At 69.2% G+C, this 17,552-nt stretch carries 32 protein-coding genes and 1 tRNA gene; 5 read left to right on the top strand and 28 right to left on the bottom strand.

Annotated features, from left to right (window positions below):
• Positions 1-176: 176 nt before the first annotated feature.
• From F9C11_RS21610 to F9C11_RS21510, 21 genes are all read right to left on the bottom strand, one after another.
• Complete coding sequence (locus tag F9C11_RS21610; protein WP_409186689.1) at positions 177-887, bottom strand: hypothetical protein; 711 nt, start codon at positions 885-887, stop codon at positions 177-179.
• Between the two features lie 63 nt (positions 888-950).
• Entirely contained in the window at positions 951-1,370 is a 420-nt protein-coding gene (locus tag F9C11_RS21605) for a hypothetical protein (protein WP_409186688.1), read from the bottom strand.
• Positions 1,367-1,921 (bottom strand): DUF6011 domain-containing protein, encoded by a 555-nt coding sequence (locus tag F9C11_RS21600; RefSeq protein WP_409186687.1) that lies wholly within the window; start codon positions 1,919-1,921, stop codon positions 1,367-1,369. Before F9C11_RS21600 ends, F9C11_RS21605 begins: the two co-directional genes overlap by 4 nt.
• Complete coding sequence (locus F9C11_RS21595; protein WP_409186686.1) at positions 1,918-2,151, bottom strand: hypothetical protein; 234 nt, start codon at positions 2,149-2,151, stop codon at positions 1,918-1,920. The genes F9C11_RS21600 and F9C11_RS21595 overlap by 4 nt, the downstream gene beginning before the upstream one ends.
• Positions 2,148-2,654, bottom strand: coding sequence for a hypothetical protein (locus tag F9C11_RS21590; protein ID WP_409186685.1), 507 nt, complete (start codon positions 2,652-2,654; stop codon positions 2,148-2,150). Before F9C11_RS21590 ends, F9C11_RS21595 begins: the two co-directional genes overlap by 4 nt.
• Complete coding sequence (locus F9C11_RS21585) at positions 2,651-2,884, bottom strand: hypothetical protein (protein ID WP_409186684.1); 234 nt, start codon at positions 2,882-2,884, stop codon at positions 2,651-2,653. Before F9C11_RS21585 ends, F9C11_RS21590 begins: the two co-directional genes overlap by 4 nt.
• On the bottom strand, positions 2,881-3,267 hold the full coding sequence (locus tag F9C11_RS21580) for a hypothetical protein (RefSeq protein ID WP_409186683.1): 387 nt from the start codon (positions 3,265-3,267) through the stop codon (positions 2,881-2,883). The genes F9C11_RS21585 and F9C11_RS21580 overlap by 4 nt, the downstream gene beginning before the upstream one ends.
• Positions 3,264-3,716, bottom strand: a complete 453-nt coding sequence (locus F9C11_RS21575) for a hypothetical protein (RefSeq protein WP_409186682.1) — start codon at positions 3,714-3,716, stop codon at positions 3,264-3,266. Before F9C11_RS21575 ends, F9C11_RS21580 begins: the two co-directional genes overlap by 4 nt.
• A complete protein-coding gene (locus tag F9C11_RS21570) occupies positions 3,709-4,392 on the bottom strand; it encodes a hypothetical protein (RefSeq protein ID WP_409186681.1) in 684 nt (227 codons plus the stop codon). Before F9C11_RS21570 ends, F9C11_RS21575 begins: the two co-directional genes overlap by 8 nt.
• Positions 4,389-4,976: a hypothetical protein gene (locus F9C11_RS21565; RefSeq protein WP_409186680.1), complete on the bottom strand. Its 588-nt coding sequence runs from the start codon at positions 4,974-4,976 to the stop codon at positions 4,389-4,391. Before F9C11_RS21565 ends, F9C11_RS21570 begins: the two co-directional genes overlap by 4 nt.
• The gene (locus tag F9C11_RS21560) at positions 4,973-5,365 is read right to left on the bottom strand and encodes a hypothetical protein (protein ID WP_409186679.1); all 393 of its coding nucleotides are present in this window, start codon (positions 5,363-5,365) and stop codon (positions 4,973-4,975) included. The genes F9C11_RS21565 and F9C11_RS21560 overlap by 4 nt, the downstream gene beginning before the upstream one ends.
• A complete protein-coding gene (locus tag F9C11_RS21555) occupies positions 5,362-5,616 on the bottom strand; it encodes a hypothetical protein (RefSeq protein WP_409186678.1) in 255 nt (84 codons plus the stop codon). Before F9C11_RS21555 ends, F9C11_RS21560 begins: the two co-directional genes overlap by 4 nt.
• The gene (locus F9C11_RS21550; protein WP_409186677.1) at positions 5,613-5,909 is read right to left on the bottom strand and encodes a hypothetical protein; all 297 of its coding nucleotides are present in this window, start codon (positions 5,907-5,909) and stop codon (positions 5,613-5,615) included. The genes F9C11_RS21555 and F9C11_RS21550 overlap by 4 nt, the downstream gene beginning before the upstream one ends.
• 153 nt (positions 5,910-6,062) lie before the next feature.
• On the bottom strand, positions 6,063-6,359 hold the full coding sequence (locus tag F9C11_RS21545) for a hypothetical protein (RefSeq protein WP_409186676.1): 297 nt from the start codon (positions 6,357-6,359) through the stop codon (positions 6,063-6,065).
• Positions 6,356-6,523 (bottom strand): hypothetical protein, encoded by a 168-nt coding sequence (locus F9C11_RS21540; RefSeq protein ID WP_409186675.1) that lies wholly within the window; start codon positions 6,521-6,523, stop codon positions 6,356-6,358. Before F9C11_RS21540 ends, F9C11_RS21545 begins: the two co-directional genes overlap by 4 nt.
• A complete protein-coding gene (locus F9C11_RS21535) occupies positions 6,520-6,876 on the bottom strand; it encodes a hypothetical protein (RefSeq protein ID WP_409186674.1) in 357 nt (118 codons plus the stop codon). The genes F9C11_RS21540 and F9C11_RS21535 overlap by 4 nt, the downstream gene beginning before the upstream one ends.
• On the bottom strand, positions 6,876-7,001 hold the full coding sequence (locus F9C11_RS21530) for a hypothetical protein (protein ID WP_409186673.1): 126 nt from the start codon (positions 6,999-7,001) through the stop codon (positions 6,876-6,878). Before F9C11_RS21530 ends, F9C11_RS21535 begins: the two co-directional genes overlap by 1 nt.
• Entirely contained in the window at positions 7,001-7,408 is a 408-nt protein-coding gene (locus tag F9C11_RS21525; protein WP_409186672.1) for a hypothetical protein, read from the bottom strand. Before F9C11_RS21525 ends, F9C11_RS21530 begins: the two co-directional genes overlap by 1 nt.
• A 121-nt stretch (positions 7,409-7,529) precedes the next feature.
• Positions 7,530-8,300, bottom strand: a complete 771-nt coding sequence (locus F9C11_RS21520) for a phage antirepressor KilAC domain-containing protein (RefSeq protein ID WP_409186671.1) — start codon at positions 8,298-8,300, stop codon at positions 7,530-7,532.
• A gap of 17 nt (positions 8,301-8,317) precedes the next feature.
• Positions 8,318-8,572, bottom strand: a complete 255-nt coding sequence (locus tag F9C11_RS21515) for a hypothetical protein (protein WP_409186670.1) — start codon at positions 8,570-8,572, stop codon at positions 8,318-8,320.
• Entirely contained in the window at positions 8,569-8,892 is a 324-nt protein-coding gene (locus F9C11_RS21510; RefSeq protein ID WP_409186669.1) for a helix-turn-helix transcriptional regulator, read from the bottom strand. The genes F9C11_RS21515 and F9C11_RS21510 overlap by 4 nt, the downstream gene beginning before the upstream one ends.
• Positions 8,893-9,076: 184 nt before the next feature.
• Here F9C11_RS21510 and F9C11_RS21505 point away from each other — a divergent pair, with 184 nt between their 5' ends.
• Positions 9,077-9,574: a hypothetical protein gene (locus tag F9C11_RS21505; RefSeq protein ID WP_409186668.1), complete on the top strand. Its 498-nt coding sequence runs from the start codon at positions 9,077-9,079 to the stop codon at positions 9,572-9,574.
• 158 nt (positions 9,575-9,732) lie between these two features.
• On the top strand, positions 9,733-10,017 hold the full coding sequence (locus tag F9C11_RS21500; protein ID WP_409186667.1) for a hypothetical protein: 285 nt from the start codon (positions 9,733-9,735) through the stop codon (positions 10,015-10,017).
• A gap of 101 nt (positions 10,018-10,118) precedes the next feature.
• Here F9C11_RS21500 and F9C11_RS21495 read toward each other — a convergent pair whose 3' ends face one another.
• Complete coding sequence (locus F9C11_RS21495) at positions 10,119-11,078, bottom strand: tyrosine-type recombinase/integrase (RefSeq protein WP_409186666.1); 960 nt, start codon at positions 11,076-11,078, stop codon at positions 10,119-10,121.
• A 77-nt stretch (positions 11,079-11,155) separates the two neighbouring features.
• Positions 11,156-11,229, bottom strand: a tRNA-Ile gene (locus F9C11_RS21490).
• A gap of 155 nt (positions 11,230-11,384) precedes the next feature.
• Here F9C11_RS21490 and F9C11_RS21485 point away from each other — a divergent pair.
• Complete coding sequence (locus F9C11_RS21485; protein ID WP_409186665.1) at positions 11,385-11,645, top strand: hypothetical protein; 261 nt, start codon at positions 11,385-11,387, stop codon at positions 11,643-11,645.
• 8 nt (positions 11,646-11,653) lie between these two features.
• Here F9C11_RS21485 and F9C11_RS21480 read toward each other — a convergent pair whose 3' ends face one another.
• Complete coding sequence (locus tag F9C11_RS21480) at positions 11,654-12,244, bottom strand: TetR/AcrR family transcriptional regulator (protein ID WP_409186664.1); 591 nt, start codon at positions 12,242-12,244, stop codon at positions 11,654-11,656.
• Positions 12,245-12,288: 44 nt separating this feature from the next.
• Between F9C11_RS21480 and F9C11_RS21475 the strand changes: the two genes are divergently transcribed.
• Positions 12,289-12,738 carry an SRPBCC family protein gene (locus F9C11_RS21475; protein ID WP_409186663.1) on the top strand — a complete coding sequence of 150 codons (450 nt, stop codon included), beginning with the start codon at positions 12,289-12,291 and terminating at the stop codon, positions 12,736-12,738.
• Positions 12,739-12,779: 41 nt separating this feature from the next.
• Here F9C11_RS21475 and infA read toward each other — a convergent pair whose 3' ends face one another.
• The 3 genes from infA to F9C11_RS21460 form a co-directional block, all read right to left on the bottom strand.
• Complete coding sequence (infA, locus tag F9C11_RS21470; protein ID WP_409186662.1) at positions 12,780-13,001, bottom strand: translation initiation factor IF-1; 222 nt, start codon at positions 12,999-13,001, stop codon at positions 12,780-12,782.
• Positions 12,991-13,782 carry a GNAT family N-acetyltransferase gene (locus F9C11_RS21465; RefSeq protein WP_409186661.1) on the bottom strand — a complete coding sequence of 264 codons (792 nt, stop codon included), beginning with the start codon at positions 13,780-13,782 and terminating at the stop codon, positions 12,991-12,993. The genes infA and F9C11_RS21465 overlap by 11 nt, the downstream gene beginning before the upstream one ends.
• Before the next feature lie 189 nt (positions 13,783-13,971).
• Complete coding sequence (locus F9C11_RS21460) at positions 13,972-14,163, bottom strand: zinc-binding dehydrogenase (protein WP_409186660.1); 192 nt, start codon at positions 14,161-14,163, stop codon at positions 13,972-13,974.
• 246 nt (positions 14,164-14,409) lie between these two features.
• On the opposite strand from F9C11_RS21460, the gene soxR reads away from it, so the two are divergent.
• Positions 14,410-14,862: a redox-sensitive transcriptional activator SoxR gene (gene soxR / locus F9C11_RS21455; protein WP_409186659.1), complete on the top strand. Its 453-nt coding sequence runs from the start codon at positions 14,410-14,412 to the stop codon at positions 14,860-14,862.
• A 62-nt stretch (positions 14,863-14,924) separates the two neighbouring features.
• Here the strand turns inward: soxR and F9C11_RS21450 are convergent, their stop codons facing one another.
• Positions 14,925-17,177 carry an ATP-binding cassette domain-containing protein gene (locus tag F9C11_RS21450; RefSeq protein ID WP_409186658.1) on the bottom strand — a complete coding sequence of 751 codons (2,253 nt, stop codon included), beginning with the start codon at positions 17,175-17,177 and terminating at the stop codon, positions 14,925-14,927.
• Positions 17,178-17,552 lie beyond the last annotated feature (375 nt).

Below are 17,552 nucleotides of genomic sequence, written 5' to 3'. Positions count from 1 at the left end.
GACAGCGGTGATGACGCGGGCGAACGGCGGGACGAACGCGCTACCGCGTCCGCGGTTCGACCACCACGACGCGCGGCCTCCCGTGTCGCAGCACGGGCAGTGCCAACGCCATCCGTCAGCACGTCCCCAACGGAGCCCGTTGGGGTTTCCGGGGCTGCGCCGGACACGGATGCGGCTCATGACGCCACGACCATCGGCCTGTGGTCGCAGGGGCCGATCGTGCCGCGGTGCTTCCCGGCCGGGTCCCAGCGCTGGCCTTCGCCGTCGCACAGGCGGCAGGCGCGGATCCGGGCGGCGTTCTCGCGGTCCCACTCGGTGCGAGCACGGCGGGCGTCCGCGCAGCGGCCGCACGGCGGCGGGCGTTCCTCGGTTGCGTGCTCGGAGCATCGGTCGAGGGGGCGTTTCGCGGACGCGCGCGTTGCCTTGGTGACCTCCCCTCCCAAGTCTCCCAAAGGGGTGTGGGTGAGGGTGAGGGTGAGGGAGTCGTGAACGTTCGCCGAACCTTCGGGCTCGGTTTGCGCGAACGTTCGCTCACTGTTCGGGCGAACACGACCCGCACGCACACGGGCCATACGGTCCTTGGCCTTGCGTTTCTCGTCCTCAATAGACGAACGAGACCTCTGGTAGCCCTCCCAATCGTGGAAGCGGAAACCCGGAGTACCGTCGCGCTGCTCCTCGACCCATAGCCCGACTTCGACCAATTTTTTCGCGAGTTTTTTGCCGCTACTCCAGCTTTGGACGTAGTGCAACGGCACCCAACCGTCCGTCAGATGGGCCGGGTTCATGCACCACGAACCGGCCGCCGTCCACAGTCCGAACGCGGCAAGCCCGGCGGCGCGCAGCTTCGGATGCTCGGAGGCGGTATCCGAGACGCGGAAGTCCGGCATGGGGTCTTTCCTTTCAGGTGGTGCACGGGCCCGGCCGTATCGGGAACGACCGGGCCCGCGGGATCAGGCGTCGGAGCGGGCGAGAGAGAAGACGGTCCGCAGCTCCGATGCGCGGACGCCGAGCTTCGCCAGCTCGGTCGGCGTGACCGTCTCGTCGGTGATCAGTTCGAGCGCCGAGCGAATGATCTGGAGATCGGCGCTCACGCCCTTCGGGCAGTCGCCGGGGTGCCTGGCGTCGAACGTGGTCCGGTGCCCGTACTCGGAGGTGGGAACGTCGTCGCGCGTGATCGGCTTGCCCGCTCGGACCTTGCGGCTGATCAGCCGCGCGGCCTGCGCCCACTGCTCGGAGTACTTCGTGACCCAGTTAGCCAGGTCGTTGTTGTACCGGGCAACGGCTTCGTCGTAGTACTTCTGGGCCACTACACGTTCGGCGGCGATCGCCTTGTCGGTAGCCTCGCGGAGCTTCTGAACGTCGTATCTCACTTGCTCTGTCCTTCCTGGACGGTGGTGGCGGCAGGGTGGCCGTCATCTTTTGCGGACACCGCATCGGCGGGCTCGTACGTCTCGGCGAAGATGTCGGGCTTGCACGGGTAGAACTCGCCATGGACGCCGCGGATGACCCAGTCGCCGGGGTTGACGGCCATGTCACCCTCAAGCGTGTGGATCTTGAAAGCGCAGTCGAAGGTGTGCAGCGGGTCCGTGAGCTTGCCGCCATTGCGGTCGACCCAGGCGGCGACGTCGTAGACCTGGTTGAGGTCGTCGAGCACCTGCATGGCCTCGATCTCGACAGGTTTCTTCCGGAAGATCTGCGGTGCAGGCACGGTGTTCTCCAGGGGTAGCGGGATCTGATTGGGGTCGACCGGGTGCGGGTCGTCGTGCAGCCAGCCGAGGCCGTGCACGCGGACGATGGTCCGCACGGGCTTCGGCGGCAGCGGGCCGAACTCGCGCTGGTAGCAGACCGGCCCGTAGCCGAGGCGCACGCTCTCGGCGTCCTTGAGCGGCCGGTGGCACTTCTCGCATTCGGGCTTGGTCATGACGCCCCCGGAAGGTCGAACAGCGCCAACGGCGGCAGCTCGGTCTCGGCGGTGAGCGGCCCGTCGTGGGCGAGCAGGTCCGGCCACTGCCGGACCGGGCTCACCCCGTGCCGGCGATACCAGAACAGACCGCCTTCGCTGCGCCCGTACAGAGCACCGGACGCGCCCCGGACCTGCCGCACCTCGTCGTTCGGCGGCTCCGGGTCACCCGCTTCCCAGCGGCGAGTCACGCCGACCTCCGCAGCGCGCGGTCGATCGCGTCCGGGCTCACGCCGAACCGTTGCGCCACCGCTTCCGGGCTGTCGGTTTCCAGCAGCCACCGCAGATCCTCGACCGGTGGGACCTTCCCGGACCGCCGCAGCGCAGCGCTGCGTTCGCGGTCCCGGACACGCTGCTCGCGCTTCTTGATCCGCTGGTACTCGCGTTCGCCCTCGACCACCCACGGCAGGCGGCTCCCACCCGAGTAGGCGGCGTGCGCGCGGCGCAGGTACCGGGTCAGCGGCGGCACCGACAGGTCGACCGGCAGCGGCATCGCCGCGGGGAGCTTCCCCGCCGGGCGAACCGGGTCACCGCCAGCGACAGCGGCGGCGAGCACGCCCAGCACCTCGACCACACGCGCCGGGTTCTCCCGCGCCTGCGCGACGAGCCCGGTGACGTGCCGGCCGAACCCGCCGTCCGCGGCCAGCTGCACGAGCACCCCGGCCTGGCGGCGCGCGGCTGCGCTGAACGTCATCGCTGCACCCGCTTCCGCTTGTTGCGCGAGGTCTGGACCCACGTGTGGTCAGGCGCGACGAGCCCGAGCATCTGCAGGATCTCGACCGCCTCGGCCGGACTGCGGGACTCCAGCTTCACCCGGCGGACACAGGCATCGACCTCCGCCTTGCTGCTCTTCGGGATCGGGCCTTCGAGCAGCGCCCGGGCCTGCTGGGTCGGGGTCGCCAGCTGCCCGGTGCGGCCGCTCACTCGACACCTGCCGGGGCCAGGACCGGGAGACCGACGACGTTGTGCCGCCGGTACTGCTCGACCTCGGCCAGCAGCACGCTTCCGTGCAGCGCGGCGCGGCGCATCCGCTCCCCGTCGCTGGTGACGTACACGTGCAGGACGTGCCCGGACATCAGGTGGCCGTGCGCGTGCAGCACACCCAACGTGCGGGCAGGGCTGGCGGACGCGGTGATGAGCGCGCCGTCGAGATGCCGCACCCAGTCGGCGAACAGGCCCAGGTCATGGTCCGGGAGCGTCAGGTTCGCCTGTGCCGCGGTGACGTCGAACTGCTTGAACCGGTCGCCGACCCGCCACCTCTTGGCGTGCTCGACGACGTGCAGCAGCATGTCCAGGTTCGTGATCATGCTGTCTGTCCTTTCTGGACGATGTGGATGACGCCGTCGTTCCCGAGCAGCACCCGGCCCCAGTTCGGGTAGTCCTCGACCGGCACGGCCGCCGGGTCTTCCTCGCGCGGCACGGTCCAGCCGGCCGCGGTCGCCTCGGTCGGGTTCTGGTGGATCCACCGGTGGCACGCCTGGCAGGTGTGCAGGCCGTTGGCGGGGTTCCACTCCCCGCCCTGCGAGCGGGCTTTCCGGTGCTGCCACTCGGCGGCACGGCCCTCGCACACGCCGAGGACCCGGACCTCGCAGGTGCCGCCCGAACGGGCGCGCACCACCGCGCGCCCGTTCGCCTCGCTCCACCCCGAACGCTGCTCGGCCTTCGTCCGACCGCGCGCCCGCTTCATCGGCGTGCGGGCCAGGGCGGCGTCGCGGGCGAGGAACCCGCGACGCTGCAACGGAGTCCGTCTAAGCATCGGCGTTGCCGCGCTTCTGCAGGTGCTGCTGGAACTCCTCCAGCACCTCGGCAGGGGCTGTGCGGAACTCCCGCTCGCCGCGGCACCATTCGTGGAACGCGCCCGCGATGTCGGCCAGCTTCATCTGCTTTTTCTTGCCGATGACGAGGATCAGGTTCCGCAGTTCCGCGGCCCTCTCCTCGGGCGACAAACCTCGAGGTTTCTCCGCGGACGCGGGCTCGGCGCGGGCGACGGTGTCGGCCGGCTCCTTCTTCCACAGGTCCAGCGCCACCCCGACCCGCATCGCGGCGTTGCGGATCGCGTCGCCGATCAGCTCCTTCACCGCCGCGCGTTTGCCGGGCGCGTCGCCGTAGCCGATCACGGTCTTCCCGCCGACGGTCATCCGGATCCACAGGCCGTTGCTGGCGTCGAGGGCGGGCAGGCCGCGCTCGTCGAGCGCGAACGGTTCCCACGACCAATCCGGGTCCACCTCGAGCAGCCGCTCGGTGACGTGCGCGTGCCCGACGTAGTCGAGGTGGATGTGCTTGCCCAGGAACCCTTTGCACACCCGGCACGTCGAGGGCTTGTGCTCGCCGCACGCCCGGTCCGAGCAGGGCTTGCAGGTGACGCGCGGCAGCTTCCCGATCTGGCTGTCCTCGAACGGGGCGCGGAGCTTGGCCAGCATCTCCGGAGTCACGCGGCATCACCGCCCGCCTCGATCGCGGCGACCGGCCGGGCGAGCAGTTCGAGCAGCGCCGCGTCCGCGCGCACCAGCTCGACCACCGACTGCCAACCGCCGTCGGCCGGGAGGCAGGACACGACCCCGTCCGGGTCGTCGACCGCCACCCCCGGAACGTCGACCTCCCCGCCCGGCCCGGTCGGGACGCCGGTCGCCGCGGACATCCGCTCGACCCGCTTCCGCAGGTCCCGCGACACCACCGTCACCGACTTCACCAGGTGCGGCGCGTGCGTGTACAGCGCCTCGTGCACCTCCTGCTCCGACCCGACGATCCGGAACGCGTACTCGGTGTCGTCCGGATAGTTCGCCGCAGCCCACGCGCCGAACGCGTTCTCATCAGCGATCCGAGCCCGCACTTTCGGCTCCGATTTGGACACCGTCCCGAGCTTCACCCCGTCCAACGGGGACACCACCGGCCAGCGCGCGCCCTTCGGCATCGCCTCGGCCTGCTCCGCGCGAGCCGCGTTGTACGCGTCGTCGATCCGATCCTTCAAGTGCTTGAGCGCCGCGACCCGCAGCGCCACCGTGTTCGGGTCGCTCACTCGGTCACCGCCGGGGCCTTCTCGTGCGGCATCGGCGTCTTCGACCAGTGCTCGACCTCGGCCAACTGCTCCTTGGTCAGGAACCCGGCGACGTTGTCGATCTTCTTGCCGGTCGCCTTCTCGTAGTCCTCGGTCCTGCACTGCAAGCGCAGCGACAGCGGGCCCATGACGGTCTCGACGTCGGAGAAGCGTTCCCCGTCGCTGTGCACGGCGTGCTCGACCTCCGCCTCGAAGAGCCCCGCGAAGCTGTCGAGCGCCGCGGCTTTCTCTCCGTTGAGGTGCTGGCCGATGCCCGGGCCCATGTACCACCCAGCGATCTCCGGGTGGGCGTCCACCATGTTCGCCAGCACGCGCAGCGCGGCGGCGAACTCTTTCGGGTCGGTGCTCACAGGGTTCCTCCGATAGATCCGGCTCCGTCGCGCGCGCCGACGAGCCTCAGGTAGATGGTTTTGAACTCGGCGGCGGTCGAAGCGCACGCCGCGGTGACCGCGTCCACGAACTCCGCGGAGCTGACATACGGCTCGTCGGCAGGTGCCCGCGCGGTGATCCCGGCGTAGAAGTCCTCGACCCGGTGCACGAATATGTTCCGCCGGTCGATCTCCGCCAGCTGCTCGCGGACCGCAGCCTCGTCGGCGGTCACCGCAGCAGCTCCGCCGCCGCGTCCTGCAGCGAGGCGCGGTACCCCTCCAGCATCGCGATCGTCATCTCGAGCGGGGCCAGCGACTCGCCCAGCCCGGTCAGCGCCTCGGAACCGGCCTGCTGCAGGCGGCTGTTCATCGGCGAATCCCCGAGCACCTGCCCGACCATCGCGACGGAGTCCGACTGCATCTGGTGCGCCTCCTGAACGAGCGCATGCACCTGCTTCGCCAAGGCCACAGGCACTTTCCCGCCGATCTCCATCAGCTGGGCGGCGAGGTCCTGAAGGTTGCTCATGATCAGTTCGTTCCTTCCGAAGAATGAGAGCGCGCGGTCATCGCGCGGTAGCGAAGAGGAGATAGGGCTGGGTGAAGCAGACGAGCGCTGTCATCAAGCAGCCGGCAACGACCGCGGCGACAGTCGCGCGCACCAGCGCGCGGCGGAGGACGCTCACCGGATCGGCACCGAGTCGACGTCGGCACGCCACGCCCGCAGCGCCGCGCCGAGGTCGTCCTCGGCGGCGAGCGCACGGTCGACCTCGTCCCGGACGCGGTAGGCGCGCCAGGCGAGCAGGAAAGCCGTGTAGGCCAACGCGATCAGCCCGCCTGCGACCGCGAGCAGCGTCCCGTCAGACGCCAACCGGAAGCTGTGCCCCGGGCCGGTCTGTTCGACCAGCGCCGCCGGGGCGACATAGACGAGCACGGCGAGCGTGATCACGAGCAGCGCGGCGGCCGCGCGGCGCTTCACTCGGCACCGTCCTCGACGACCATGGCCGTGATCGAAAGGTCTGACACCGGGAAGGAGTGGTCACCGGAATCTATGGATTCGCGGGCGGCCTCGTGAGTCGAGAACGCGCAGACGGCACCGAAGTCCTTGGCCTCGACGATGTAGACGATCTGCGGGTCGCTCATCGCTGCACCGCCCCGTCGCCCGGGCACCGCTGGTTGCCGTCGTACTGGCACTGGTAGTCCCGCGCGTCCGCGTCCTCCTGGTACGGGGCCCGCGGCGAAGGAGAACCGGCGACCGGCTTGCACCCGACCAGACCCACGACCGCAGCGACCGCGGTGACGGCGACGATCCCGGCGAAACCGATCCGCTCGCCGAGCGCCTGCAGCTTCCCCGACGTGCCGCCCTTGCCGCTCTCCTTGTTGTCCTGCTTCGGCTTCGCGGGCTTCTTGGGCTTCTTCTCCGGGCGCGGGGCTTCGAGATCACTGATCTCGTCGATCCACATCGACGCCTCGCGGATCTTCTTCAGCCACGGCATCACTCGCTCACCTCCGCAGCGGTCGCCGCTTCGCATTCGCCGACAAGGCGCTGCAGATCAGCGAGTTCCATCTGGAGCTGCTCGATTCGCTTCTGGCGTTCCTGGCACCGCTCGCACTTCGCCATCACTCGCACACCTCGATCACGACAAGCCGGTACGGACCGGCCTCGATCAGCGCCTGCCGCACCGCTCCGGTGCGCGGGTTGACCGCACAGCCGTGGCAGACCTCGACCGACCGCAGCGGGTTCAGGTGCTCCCGCTCCGGGGCCGGGTCCCCGAACACGCGGACCGTCGCCAGCGCGGGCCGGTCCGGCTTGCACCAGGTGCAGTCGCCCGGCGTGAAATGCGGATCGACCAGCACCCGCAACGGGCCGTGCATCTCCTCGGCGACCGCCTCGATCTCCGCGATCCGCTCGTCCCTCGACGGCATCCGCCAGCTCGCCGGGGTCGGCTCGACCGGGCGACGACAGCCGTGCAGCCACGCGCCAAGCGCGCGTCGGCATCTCTGGCCGGTAGTCTGTGCTGCGATCATGAGAGCCCTTCCTCTCGTGGTTGAGCCCGTTCCGGTGCCCTGCACGGCGCCGGGGCGGGCGTTCTTCTTTGGTGGGGATCCGGCGGGCCGAGGTGCTGGGGTCACCCGGCCCGCCGGAAGATCAGGCAGCCTGGGCTTTCGCGAGCCGGGCCTTGATCAGCTCGATGCCGCGCGCGGTCACGCGCAGCGTGTAGTGCGAGCACGTGCCGAACGTGTGGTTGACGACCGTTTCCTTCGCCACGAAGTGGTGCGCGTGCTGCGCGTAGAAGTCGTAGGAGACGTCCCCGCACGCCGCGTGCTTCGGGAAGATCAGCCGCTCGTTCACGAGGAACCGGCGCAGCTCGCCCTCTCGCATCCCGAGCAGCTTCGCAACCTCACGCACCAGACGCGTGCTGCCGTCCGCGATGAGGAAGGTGTCCGCCAGATCCGCCTTCGGCTCCAGCTCCGCGACCTTCGCCTCCGCCGCGTCCGCGCGGTCCTCGGCGTCGAGCGCCATCTGCAGGATCTCCCGCCGCGTCAGCTCCGGCGCGGTCTCCGCGCGCCGGGTCTGGACCGCGAAGTACTGCTGCGCCGCGGCGACCTGGGACTTGCGGGGGTCGCCGTTCATCGCGACCAGGTAAGCGGCGTAACGGGTCAGCTCGACGTCCTCCGCCGGACGACCGCCCGTGGACTTTTCGGTGACGCCAACGAAAAGCCCGGTGACGTCGGCACCAGTGTTCTCTGCCGCCAGGCGAGCGCGTTCGATCGCGTCGCGCATGTTGCGCCAGTCGACGTAGCCCATCAAGCTCTGCAGGCTGCGCGCCGACCAAAACTCTGATCCGTCGGCGCGAACCTGCTTGATCGCGTCGAACGGCGATGTCGCCGCGGCGGTGAAGATGTCCAACTCAGACACGATGATCCCCTGTCGACTCAAGCGGCGGCGTTCCGCCGACGGCGACGTGCTTCCACGCCTTTCCTGGAGAGCTCCAGGAAGTAGGCCTTCTTCGCGTACTCGGCCCGCTTCGCTCGTTCGACCGGATCAAGGACGCCTTCGGGGTCAACCTGGATCTCGAACCTGTTCGCCGCTGCCGCGCGGGCCGAGGCCGTCATCTCGGTCCGGTCTTCCCGAGCGAGCCGCGAGTACATGCCTGCCCGACCTGCCCTTGACCGCTGTTCCGGTGTCATGCCGCTGCTCCAGCAGCGCGCTTCGGGCCTTTTGTCGGCTCACGGTCCTGGCGCCTGGGCGGAGCAACGCGCTCGATCTTCGGCTCGGGCTTCTTCTCTGGCTGCTTTCCGGGCTCGACCGCAACGTCGAGAAGGTCATCGACAGGGATTCCGTAGAACCGCTCAGCGCGATATGCGAGAGCGAGAGAGACGGGTTTGACATTGGTTTCGATCTGCCGCAACGAGCCGCCCGCGATACCGAGCACCTGTGCGGCCTGGTCGGAAGTGATGCCCATCTTGGCGCGGCAGCGCCTCCAGGCGGTTCCGTTCGGTCGTGGCATGAGTTGATGGTGCACGATGGTGCACGATCTGTCAATGCATCATCTTGCAATGGTGCGCCATGGTGCACTAAGGTGCGTAGACGTGAGAGCTAACTACGCCTGCCTGGTGCGCCACAGGCGCCTTCAGCGACGTCGAGCCCACTGCGGGCCCGGGCCGCACACAGTGGTGCGCTATGGTGCACGGGTGGACGCCACTCGACCCCACACGAAGCAGTACGAAGAGTCCGCACGGGTCCGACTCGGGAAAGCGATCGCGCGCGGACGAGAAGCCGCCGGCCATCAGTGGCGCCCATCTTTCGCGGAAGAGGCTCACATCAGCGTGCGCAGCCTCGTCAAGCTGGAGCAGGGCAAGCCGGTCGGACCTCAGGTATACGAAGCGGTCGCCCGCGCGCTCCCGGGATGGAGCGAAGACACGCCACAAGAAATTCTCGAAGGCGGCCCCATTCCCGCCTCGCCAGAGCCGGCCGAGCCGCGCAAGCCCGTCAAGGAATTCCCGATCGAAGAGGGCGTCGTGTTCACCGTCACCAGGCAGGACCAGGAACGGTGGCGACGAATGACGCGCGAGGAGATCGCCGAAGAGGCTGCGATGCTCGGCCGGACGATAGGCCTGCGCGCGCAGGAGGCGTATCTGCGGGCCGCGATCGACGCGCGGGACGGCAGGCTAGACGGTGACGGCGCGTAGTTACAAACTGCGTGACACATCCGCAATCGTGCATGTCACACACATGGCGCAACTTCGACATAATGCCTGCTAGGCAGGTAACGGTGCCCCCGTTCGGACGGAAACACATGTGCGAACGTTTCTCTACCTGCCCGAACTGGGGGAACAGGAGTCACCGAATGACTACGCAGCGCATGGGAGCTAGCCGCTTCCCATCGTCTGATGCACCAACCGTCGCCCTCGTCTGTACGGCGACGATCCTGACCATCGCGAGCGCGGTGCTCTCGGTCGCCGCGTTCCGCAATGATTGGCCGCCATCGCTAGTCAACTTCACCCTGGCGTTGATGGTTCTCGCCTGGATCGTTGCGCTCGAAAGGCGGCGGACCGCCGCCAAGAAGCGGGATCAGCGGACAGCTGCCGATCAGATCGACCAACTGGAACGCTACCTGTGGAACAACCGATGATCCACTTTGGACGGTTGGCCGCTTCCCCCGGTCGGCCGCGACCGTCCTCGTAAAACTGCGGGGGGGGGGGCGTCCTTGCGCTTTTCCCCCGCCCCCGCCCACTACAGAAGCCGGTCGGTCAGGTTGGTCTTGCGGTGCGCATCGCGCGCGCGTTCGTCAGCGGCCGAGGCTCCATAGCGAGCGAGCATCTGGCGCGACTTCCAGCCGGCCAGTCGCATGAGGTCTTGCTCTTGCCCACCGTCCGCGAGCCATCGGTGCGAGAACGTGTGCCGGAACAGGTGCGGATGGATCGAGGGCACCCCGGCATCGGCAGCTCGACGGTTCAGCATCTGTCGGATTCCGAACTCGGTCAACGGGCCTTGACGCCCGACCCACGCCCTATTGGTCTTCGATCCATATTTGTGGCGAGCACGAGCACGGAAGTACCGGCGCAGCGCTTCTCCGGTTGTCGCGCCGAATGGCATCGCGCGAGCACGCCTTCCTTTGCCCATCACGTTGACCACCGCGGCATCGAAATCGAAATCGTCGACGTCCACAGGGGCGACCTCGCCCAGGCGGCTCGGAGTATCGACGAACAGCAACATGATCGCGCGGTCTCGTACGTTCTCGAAGGTTCGCCCCTCGGTCGTCGCCAATAGGTCGCGCAACTGGTTCTCTGTCAGCACTGGGACAGGCTGTTCCGGGACGTCGGGTGGAGAGGTCTTGACCATCGGCGACACGTCTACGACCTGTTCGGTCTCCGCGAGCCATCTCCAGAACTGCTGAAGGGATCGGTAGTGCTTGGCTACGTAAGCTGCGGACAAAGCCTTCCCGGTGCGGTGGTGTGTCCGCGTCTGCAGCTTGACGAAGTACTCCTCGATCACGCGGTAGTCGACATCCGGGGCCTCCGTCGATCGACCATCCTCGACGAGCCAGTCGACAAACTCTCCGGCGATCTTGCAGTAGGACTCGACAGTGTTCGGTGCCTTGTTTCGGGCCGTCAGATGCCGCCTGAAGTCCGACAGAAGGTCGCGAAGGTCATCCAGTCCGGCGGCTGCAGTTCGTGCGTTCTGGGCGCTCATGACGACCCACACTAATCACAGAATCCCTTACATCTCAACCGCTGCGAGGGACTGGAAAACTGAGTTTTGCCTGGTAGTGGGCCGGGTCGGGCTCGAACCGACGGCCAAGGGATTATGAGTCCCCTGCTCTAACCAACTGAGCTACCGGCCCCTGGGTTCGCTTCCGCAGGTCGATCCCCCCAGTTCTGGTCAACTTAGCACAGGCCCCGCGCGGACCGGGGGCGTAGGCCGATCGGGTCGGGGGGTCTCGCGGGGGCCGCCGGTCGCCTAGATTGCTGAGGGGGCGGGTCCCGAGAGGAGGCGGCCATGACCGTTCCGGGACGGGTTTCGCTCGCGGTTCTCGACGCGCTCGCCGCCGGGCTCGGGCTGGGTTATCTCGCTCGCGACTATCGTGACACGTTGCTTTCGCACGGGCCGGTTCTGTCGATCGCGACCGTTCTCGGGATTGCGGCAATCGTGGTGGGATATCGCAGTTACCGCGTGCTTCGGAGTGCGAACAGCCGGCTGGAGGCGATAATCGCGGACGAGTTGTCCCGGCGTAAGCCCTCGCCTCGGCCTCGGCGGTGAATGCCGGATCAGCTGCCCAGTTCGACAATGGCGCCGGACAAGCCCGGGGTGAGCACCGCGGCCAGGCCGCCTGGCGGGACCGTTTCGCGCAGAAGGTGCAGCCAGGCGAAAACTGAGCCGAGCAGCATCGCGTGCACTGCGGGCAGTTCGGGTCGCCGGGCCAGTTCGCCGCGGGCGATCGCGCGGTCCAGCACTTCGGTCAGGTAGGCGCGTTCGCGCACCAGGAACAGTTCGCCGAGCCGGGCGGCGGGCTGGTCTTCGGCGCGGAGGTCGGCGAGCAAGCCCGGCAGGGCGTTTCGCACTCGCGGTCCGTCCAAAGCGGACTGAATGTCGGCGAGAACAGCCGCGACGTCGCCGCGCAGGGTGCCGGTGTCGGGGGGCGCGGCGAGGGCGTCGTCGTGCACGACCGCGGCGAAGACGAGTTCCGACTTGGACTTCCAGCGCCGGTACAGCGCCGCCTTGCCGACCCCGGCGCGCGCGGCGATCGCGTCGACCGTGCAGCGCTGGTAGCCGACCTCCTCCAGCAGGTCGTTGACCGCGGTCCGCACCGCCGCGTCGATCCCCTGTTCCCGCGGCCGTCCGCGCCGGTTGTGCGTCATGGAGCACAGTTTACGAGACTGCCAGTTCCGTATATGTTCGGGGCATGACCTGGGACAGAACCTCCGTCCGCACCCTCGGCGTCGACCCGGCCGCGCTGTGGGACGTCCTCGCCGACGTCGAGAACTGGCCGCGCTGGGACCCCGACGTCGCGCGGGTCGTGCTGCACGGGCCGGCCGCGACGGGTTCGACCGGATTCCTGTACCCCAGCGGCAGATTCCGCGGCGGCGTGCACGGGAAAATCGCGGAGGACTTCACCTTCACGAGCTGGCGGCCCGGCCACGGGCTCGCGCTCTGCCAACCCGTTCCGCTCGGGCGGATGGACCTCAGCCTGAGCGTCGCGGCCGACCCCGGCGGGGCCGAGCTGACCCAGCGCATCGTGCTCGACACTCCCCTGCGGGCGGTCATGGTGCGGATCATCGGCGCGGACCTCGTGGCCAATTTCGGCCGGAAATGCGCCGCGCTGACCCGGCTCGCCGCCGCGAAAACGGGCTGACCGCCCTCGCGGCCCAGGCCGGACCGCGAGGACGGACCGGGCTAGTTCCGGTACCGGAACAAGATCCGGCCCCGGTCGAGGTCGTACGGGCTCAGCTCCACCAGAACCCGGTCGAACGGCACGATCTTGATGAAGTTCTTCCTGATCTTGCCGCTGATGTGGGCCAGCACGCGGTGCCCGTTCGCCAGTTCGACGGTGAACCGGGCGTCGCGCAGGCACTCGACCACGGTTCCCTCGGCTTCGATCCCGCCCTTACCGGCCATCGCGCATCAGCTCCACGTTGCTGTTCGCCCGCCGGGCGCCGATGCCCTCGAACAGCGCCGTCGCCGCATCGTTGGCCTCGTTCACCTCGGCCGCCGCGATCGGGATTCCCGCTCGGTGCAGGACGCCGAGCGTGTGGACCAGCAACGCGCGAGCGATGCCGCGGCGTTGCCGGTCAGCCCGGACCGCGAGGAGCCCGAGCCGGGGAAGGCGCGTCGCCTGAATCACCCGGAGCAGACCCACGTACTCGCCGTCCTCGACAGCGACGGCGTACTTCGACGGGTCCACGACGGTGTCTCCAGCCGGGCGCGGCAGCACCTCGGCGGGCATCTCCGACCAGCCAATGCTCGCCTCGACTTCGGCACGGAGGACGCGGTCCAGCTCGCGCAGCGGAGCCTCGGCCGCGGCTCCCACGGGCACGATCGTGACGCCCGGCGGCAGCCCGACCGGCCCGGTGACCTGCGGGTCCGTGGGCACGACGTACTCCCACTCGCGCCGCCGCACGGTGAGACCGGCCCGTCGCCAGCCGTCCAGCAGTTCGCGGTCGGTTTCGTCGACCACGGTGTGGAGGGGATCCGGCAGCGCGGCCAGCATCTCGCGGGCGAGCTGGTCGAAGACCGAGCGGTGCCAGGCGTCGACGCTCAGGAAGACCCGTCCGTCCGGCCGTGTGGTGGCTTCGCCGCGACCGGCGAGCCGGCCGTCGTCCCAAGCCTCCCAGAGTCCAGGTGCGACCCGGGTGATGCTCACCGCGGGTTCGCCCGCGGTGAAACGCACAGTGTCCATGATGGTCACCTTTCGGAGTGCCTTCGCTCACGGCGCTCCTGGCAACCCTCCGTCAGCCGCCCGACCGTGACGACACGGGGAGCACCCACATCGAAACAGCGTTCATGGGTCTCACCTCCGGGCGTCGAGTCACGGTCGAGGCGAACGATAGCGGCGCGGTCCGAACCGGGTCCACCGATTTAACGCGGCTCAGCCGATCCGCAGCACCACCTTGCCGCGACCGTGTCCGGCGGCCGTCTCGCGATGGGTGCTGGCGGCGAGCGGGTACTCCTTCCGCACGGCCACCCGGAATTCTCCCAGCGCGCACAGGTCGAGCAGTTCGCGGAGCCGCGGGGAGGACCGGTCGCTGGTGATCCGCTGTCCGCCGAGTTCAGCAGCCAACGCCGGCTCCACAATGGACCCGATCCGGCTGCGATCCGCTGGACGACCGTCCCGGCGAACTCGTTGCCCGGAATCCGCGGGAATTCGACGGTCGCGCCCGGCGATGTCCCGTCCAGAACCACGGACAGAGCACGTCGGCCCACACCCGCAGGGTCGTATCCGGCACAAGATCCCCTTCGTCCGCCAAGCGGTGCTTACAGTGGACTTCATCAAGCGGACTTGAGGTCAAGCACGGAAAGAGCTGCCATGCCCCAGATCACGCGCGAGGTCGTCTGGCTGAAGCCGGGACAGATCGCCGAACGCGCCGGTGTGAGCGTTCCGACGCTGCACTACTACGAGAGCCGCGGACTGATTTCGAGCCGCCGCACGAGCGGCAACCGGCGCGAGTACCGGCGCGACACGCTGCGCATGATCGCCTTCATCCGTACCGCGCAGCGCGTCGGGGTTTCGCTGGAAGAGATCAAGGAAGCGCTCGCCGAACTGCCGGAGCAGCGCGTCCCGACCAAACGCGACTGGGCGCGCATCTCCCGCCGCTGGCACGACCGGCTCACCGCGCGGATCGAGGAGCTGACCGCGCTGCGCGACCGGTTCACCGGCTGCATCGGCTGCGGATGCCTGTCGCTGAAAGCCTGCCCGTACTCGAATCCGGACGACATTCTCGGCCAGGGCGGCGCGGGGGCGCGCCGGTTTCCGCATTAGCCGCCGCTGGCCGGGAGGGGAACCCTGCCGGAGTCGGAGTCCGCGAAGGCGGCCCCGGGCGGCTAACCGCTGAGGGCGGCCCGGAAGTACCGGCCCGTCGCGCCGTCGTGCTCGGCGAGTCCCTTCGGCGTGCCGGTGTAGAGCACCTGGCCGCCGTTCTCGCCCGCGCCGGGGCCGAGGTCGAGCACCCAGTCCGCGGCGGCGACCACGTGCGGCGAATGCTCGACCACGACGAGCGTCCGGCCCTCGTCGACGAGCCGGTCCAGCAGCGCGACCATCCGCGAGGCGTCGCTGGGGTGCAGGCCCGCGGTGGGTTCGTCGACGAGCAGGTCGTCGCTGGTCGAGTCGAGCTGACGGGCGAGTTTCAGCCGTTGCCGCTCGCCGCCGGAGAGCGTGTCGAGCGGGCGGCCGCTCGCCAGGTGCCCGAGCCCCAGTTCGCCGAGCAGCGCGGCGAGCCGGACGACGTCCGGATGCGGCACGTACCGGGCCAGCGCCGACACCGGCGTGTCCAGCACCTCGAGCACCGTCCGCCCCTCGAGCCGCGTTCGCAGTGCCTCGGCGCGGAATCCGGTCGCGCCGCACTCCTCGCACGGCGTGTCGACGTCCTCCAGGAACGCCAGGTCGGTCCGCCGCACGCCGGTGCCGCGGCAGGCCGGGCAGCCGCCCTGCGAACGCGGGTTGAACAGCTTCGGCGACTCGCCGCTCACCTCGGCGAACGCGCGCTGCACCGGGTCGGCCAGGCCGAGCCAGGTGCCGACTGTCGACCGCCCCGTCGCGACGATCTGGCTCTGGTCCACGACGGTGAACCGCGGGTGCCGTTCGGCGAGTTCGCCCGCCAGCGTCGACTTCCCGGACCCGGCCACCCCGGTGATCACCGTGAGCACGCCCGTCGGCACGTCGACGTCGATGTCGCGCAGCGTGTGCCGGTCCAGCCCGCGCAACGGCAGCCAGCCGGCGGGTTCCCGCACCGTGTCCTTGAGCCGGACGCCGGTCCGCAAGGCCCGCGCGGTGGTCGTGTCCGCCTTCCGCAGCTTCTCGGGCGGACCGTGGAACACCACGCGCCCGCCCGCTTCCCCGGCTCCCGGCCCCAGGTCGATCACGTGGTCCGCGGCCAGCATCACCGCTTCGTGGTGATCCACCACCAGGACCGTGTTGCCATGGTCACGCAGCCGCCGTAGTACATCAACCAGGGACGCGACGTCGGCGGGATGCAGCCCGTCCGTCGGTTCGTCCAGGACGTAGGTGAGGTCGGTGAGGCTCGAACCCAGGTGCCGCACCAGTTTCAGCCGCTGCGATTCGCCGCCGGACAGCGTCGGCGTCGCGCGGTAGCAGTGCAGGTGCCCGAGGCCGAGCGTGATCATCGACTCCAGCCGCAACCGCAGCGCCGCCACGAGCGGACGCGCCCACTCGTGGTCCAGTCCGGCGCAGAATTCCAGCAGCCCGGCCGCGTCGCGGTACCCGAGGTCCACAATGGACACCCCGTTGATCCGGCTCTCCCGCGCGGCCGGCGCGAGCCTGCTGCCGTCGCATTCGGGGCACGGCCGCTGCCGGGTCACCTCCGCCAGCGCCGCCCGCACCGCCGGTCCCATCTTGGCTTCGCGCTCGACGAGCAGCCGCCGGATCCGCGGCACCATCGACTGGTACTTCGCGCTGGCCGGAAACCGCGGCAACGGGTTCGGCGGCTTCTGCGTGGGCCCGTGCAGCAGGAACTGCACCAGTTCTTCGGGCCATTCCCGCAGCGGCAGATCGTTGTCGAAGAATCCCGAGTAGACATAGCGCTTCCAGATCCAGCTGCCGACCGCGAAACTCGGGAAGACCATCGCGCCGTCGTTGAGCGAACGGCTGCGGTCGATCATCCGCTCGCCGTCGATGTCGGTGACCGTGCCGAGCCCCGCGCACGCCGGGCACATGCCGGAAGGGTCGTTGAACGAGTAGGCCGGCGAGTAGCCCGCGGACGGTTCGCCCAGGCGGGAGAACAACATCCGCAGCATGGTCCACACCTCGGTGGCGGTGCCGACCGTCGACCGGGAATTCGTCCCGAGCGGCCGCTGGTCCACCACGACGACGGTCGTCAGCCCGCTCAGCGAACTGGCCTCCGGAGCCGGATCGTGCGGCAGTTTGGTGCGGACGAACGCGGGCATGGTCGAGTACAACTGCCGCCGCGACTCGGCCGCGAGCGTCGCGAACGCCAGCGACGACTTGCCGGACCCCGAAACGCCGGTGACCGCGACCAGCTGGTGCTTCGGGATGTCCACGTCCACGTCGGCCAGGTTGTGAGTGCGCACACCGCGGAGGCTGATCACGTTCGACGGCATGCCTTGCAGCCTACGTCCCGGCCGGGGTGCTGTCGGGTCGGGTTGAGGCGGGCCGGGGTTCTGGCTGAGCCGGGCCGGGGCTCTGGCCGAGCCGGGCCGGGGCTCTGGCCGAGCCGGGCCGGGGCTCTGGCCGAGCCGGGCCGGGGCTCTGGCTGAGCCGGGTGGGCGGCGGGGTGGCGGGAAGTGGTTGGCGGGTAAGGGAAGTCGGGCTTTTCGGGGTGGATTATTCGGTGCGGAACATTCGGCTCGGGCTGCGGCGGCTCGTGGTGGTTGTTTGCTGATGCCGAGGTTTTCGGCAGGCTCGCGATGGACCGGGATCGTTTGTCGATGTCGGATTGTGCCGGTGCAGTGCGCTCGCTAGCACCGCATCGAGCG

This window comes from Amycolatopsis sp. VS8301801F10 (genome assembly GCF_046195355.1).
Classification (GTDB): Bacteria; Actinomycetota; Actinomycetes; order Mycobacteriales; family Pseudonocardiaceae; genus Amycolatopsis.
Note: the sequence above shows the minus strand (reverse complement) of the source record. Positions and strands in the feature narration are given on the sequence as shown.

Bases quoted from the DNA above. Each gene is read 5' to 3' on its own strand.
- F9C11_RS21535 (WP_409186674.1), bottom strand. From the start codon at position 6,876: ATGCCGTGGCTGAAGAAGATCCGCGAGGCGTCGATGTGGATCGACGAG.
- F9C11_RS21485 (WP_409186665.1), top strand. From the start codon at position 11,385: ATGACCGTTCCGGGACGGGTTTCGCTCGCGGTTCTCGACGCGCTCGCC.
- F9C11_RS21515 (WP_409186670.1), bottom strand. From the start codon at position 8,572: ATGACACCGGAACAGCGGTCAAGGGCAGGTCGGGCAGGCATGTACTCG.
- F9C11_RS21480 (WP_409186664.1), bottom strand. From the start codon at position 12,244: ATGACGCACAACCGGCGCGGACGGCCGCGGGAACAGGGGATCGACGCG.
- F9C11_RS21450 (WP_409186658.1), bottom strand. From the start codon at position 17,177: ATGCCGTCGAACGTGATCAGCCTCCGCGGTGTGCGCACTCACAACCTG.
- F9C11_RS21510 (WP_409186669.1), bottom strand. From the start codon at position 8,892: ATGCCACGACCGAACGGAACCGCCTGGAGGCGCTGCCGCGCCAAGATG.
- F9C11_RS21575 (WP_409186682.1), bottom strand. From the start codon at position 3,716: ATGCTTAGACGGACTCCGTTGCAGCGTCGCGGGTTCCTCGCCCGCGAC.
- F9C11_RS21500 (WP_409186667.1), top strand. From the start codon at position 9,733: ATGACTACGCAGCGCATGGGAGCTAGCCGCTTCCCATCGTCTGATGCA.
- soxR (WP_409186659.1), top strand. From the start codon at position 14,410: ATGCCCCAGATCACGCGCGAGGTCGTCTGGCTGAAGCCGGGACAGATC.
- F9C11_RS21530 (WP_409186673.1), bottom strand. From the start codon at position 7,001: ATGGCGAAGTGCGAGCGGTGCCAGGAACGCCAGAAGCGAATCGAGCAG.
- F9C11_RS21540 (WP_409186675.1), bottom strand. From the start codon at position 6,523: ATGAGCGACCCGCAGATCGTCTACATCGTCGAGGCCAAGGACTTCGGT.
- F9C11_RS21475 (WP_409186663.1), top strand. From the start codon at position 12,289: ATGACCTGGGACAGAACCTCCGTCCGCACCCTCGGCGTCGACCCGGCC.
- F9C11_RS21525 (WP_409186672.1), bottom strand. From the start codon at position 7,408: ATGATCGCAGCACAGACTACCGGCCAGAGATGCCGACGCGCGCTTGGC.
- F9C11_RS21465 (WP_409186661.1), bottom strand. From the start codon at position 13,782: ATGGACACTGTGCGTTTCACCGCGGGCGAACCCGCGGTGAGCATCACC.
- F9C11_RS21600 (WP_409186687.1), bottom strand. From the start codon at position 1,921: ATGACCAAGCCCGAATGCGAGAAGTGCCACCGGCCGCTCAAGGACGCC.
- infA (WP_409186662.1), bottom strand. From the start codon at position 13,001: ATGGCCGGTAAGGGCGGGATCGAAGCCGAGGGAACCGTGGTCGAGTGC.
- F9C11_RS21550 (WP_409186677.1), bottom strand. From the start codon at position 5,909: ATGAGCAACCTTCAGGACCTCGCCGCCCAGCTGATGGAGATCGGCGGG.
- F9C11_RS21580 (WP_409186683.1), bottom strand. From the start codon at position 3,267: ATGATCACGAACCTGGACATGCTGCTGCACGTCGTCGAGCACGCCAAG.
- F9C11_RS21610 (WP_409186689.1), bottom strand. From the start codon at position 887: ATGCCGGACTTCCGCGTCTCGGATACCGCCTCCGAGCATCCGAAGCTG.
- F9C11_RS21495 (WP_409186666.1), bottom strand. From the start codon at position 11,078: ATGAGCGCCCAGAACGCACGAACTGCAGCCGCCGGACTGGATGACCTT.
- F9C11_RS21590 (WP_409186685.1), bottom strand. From the start codon at position 2,654: ATGACGTTCAGCGCAGCCGCGCGCCGCCAGGCCGGGGTGCTCGTGCAG.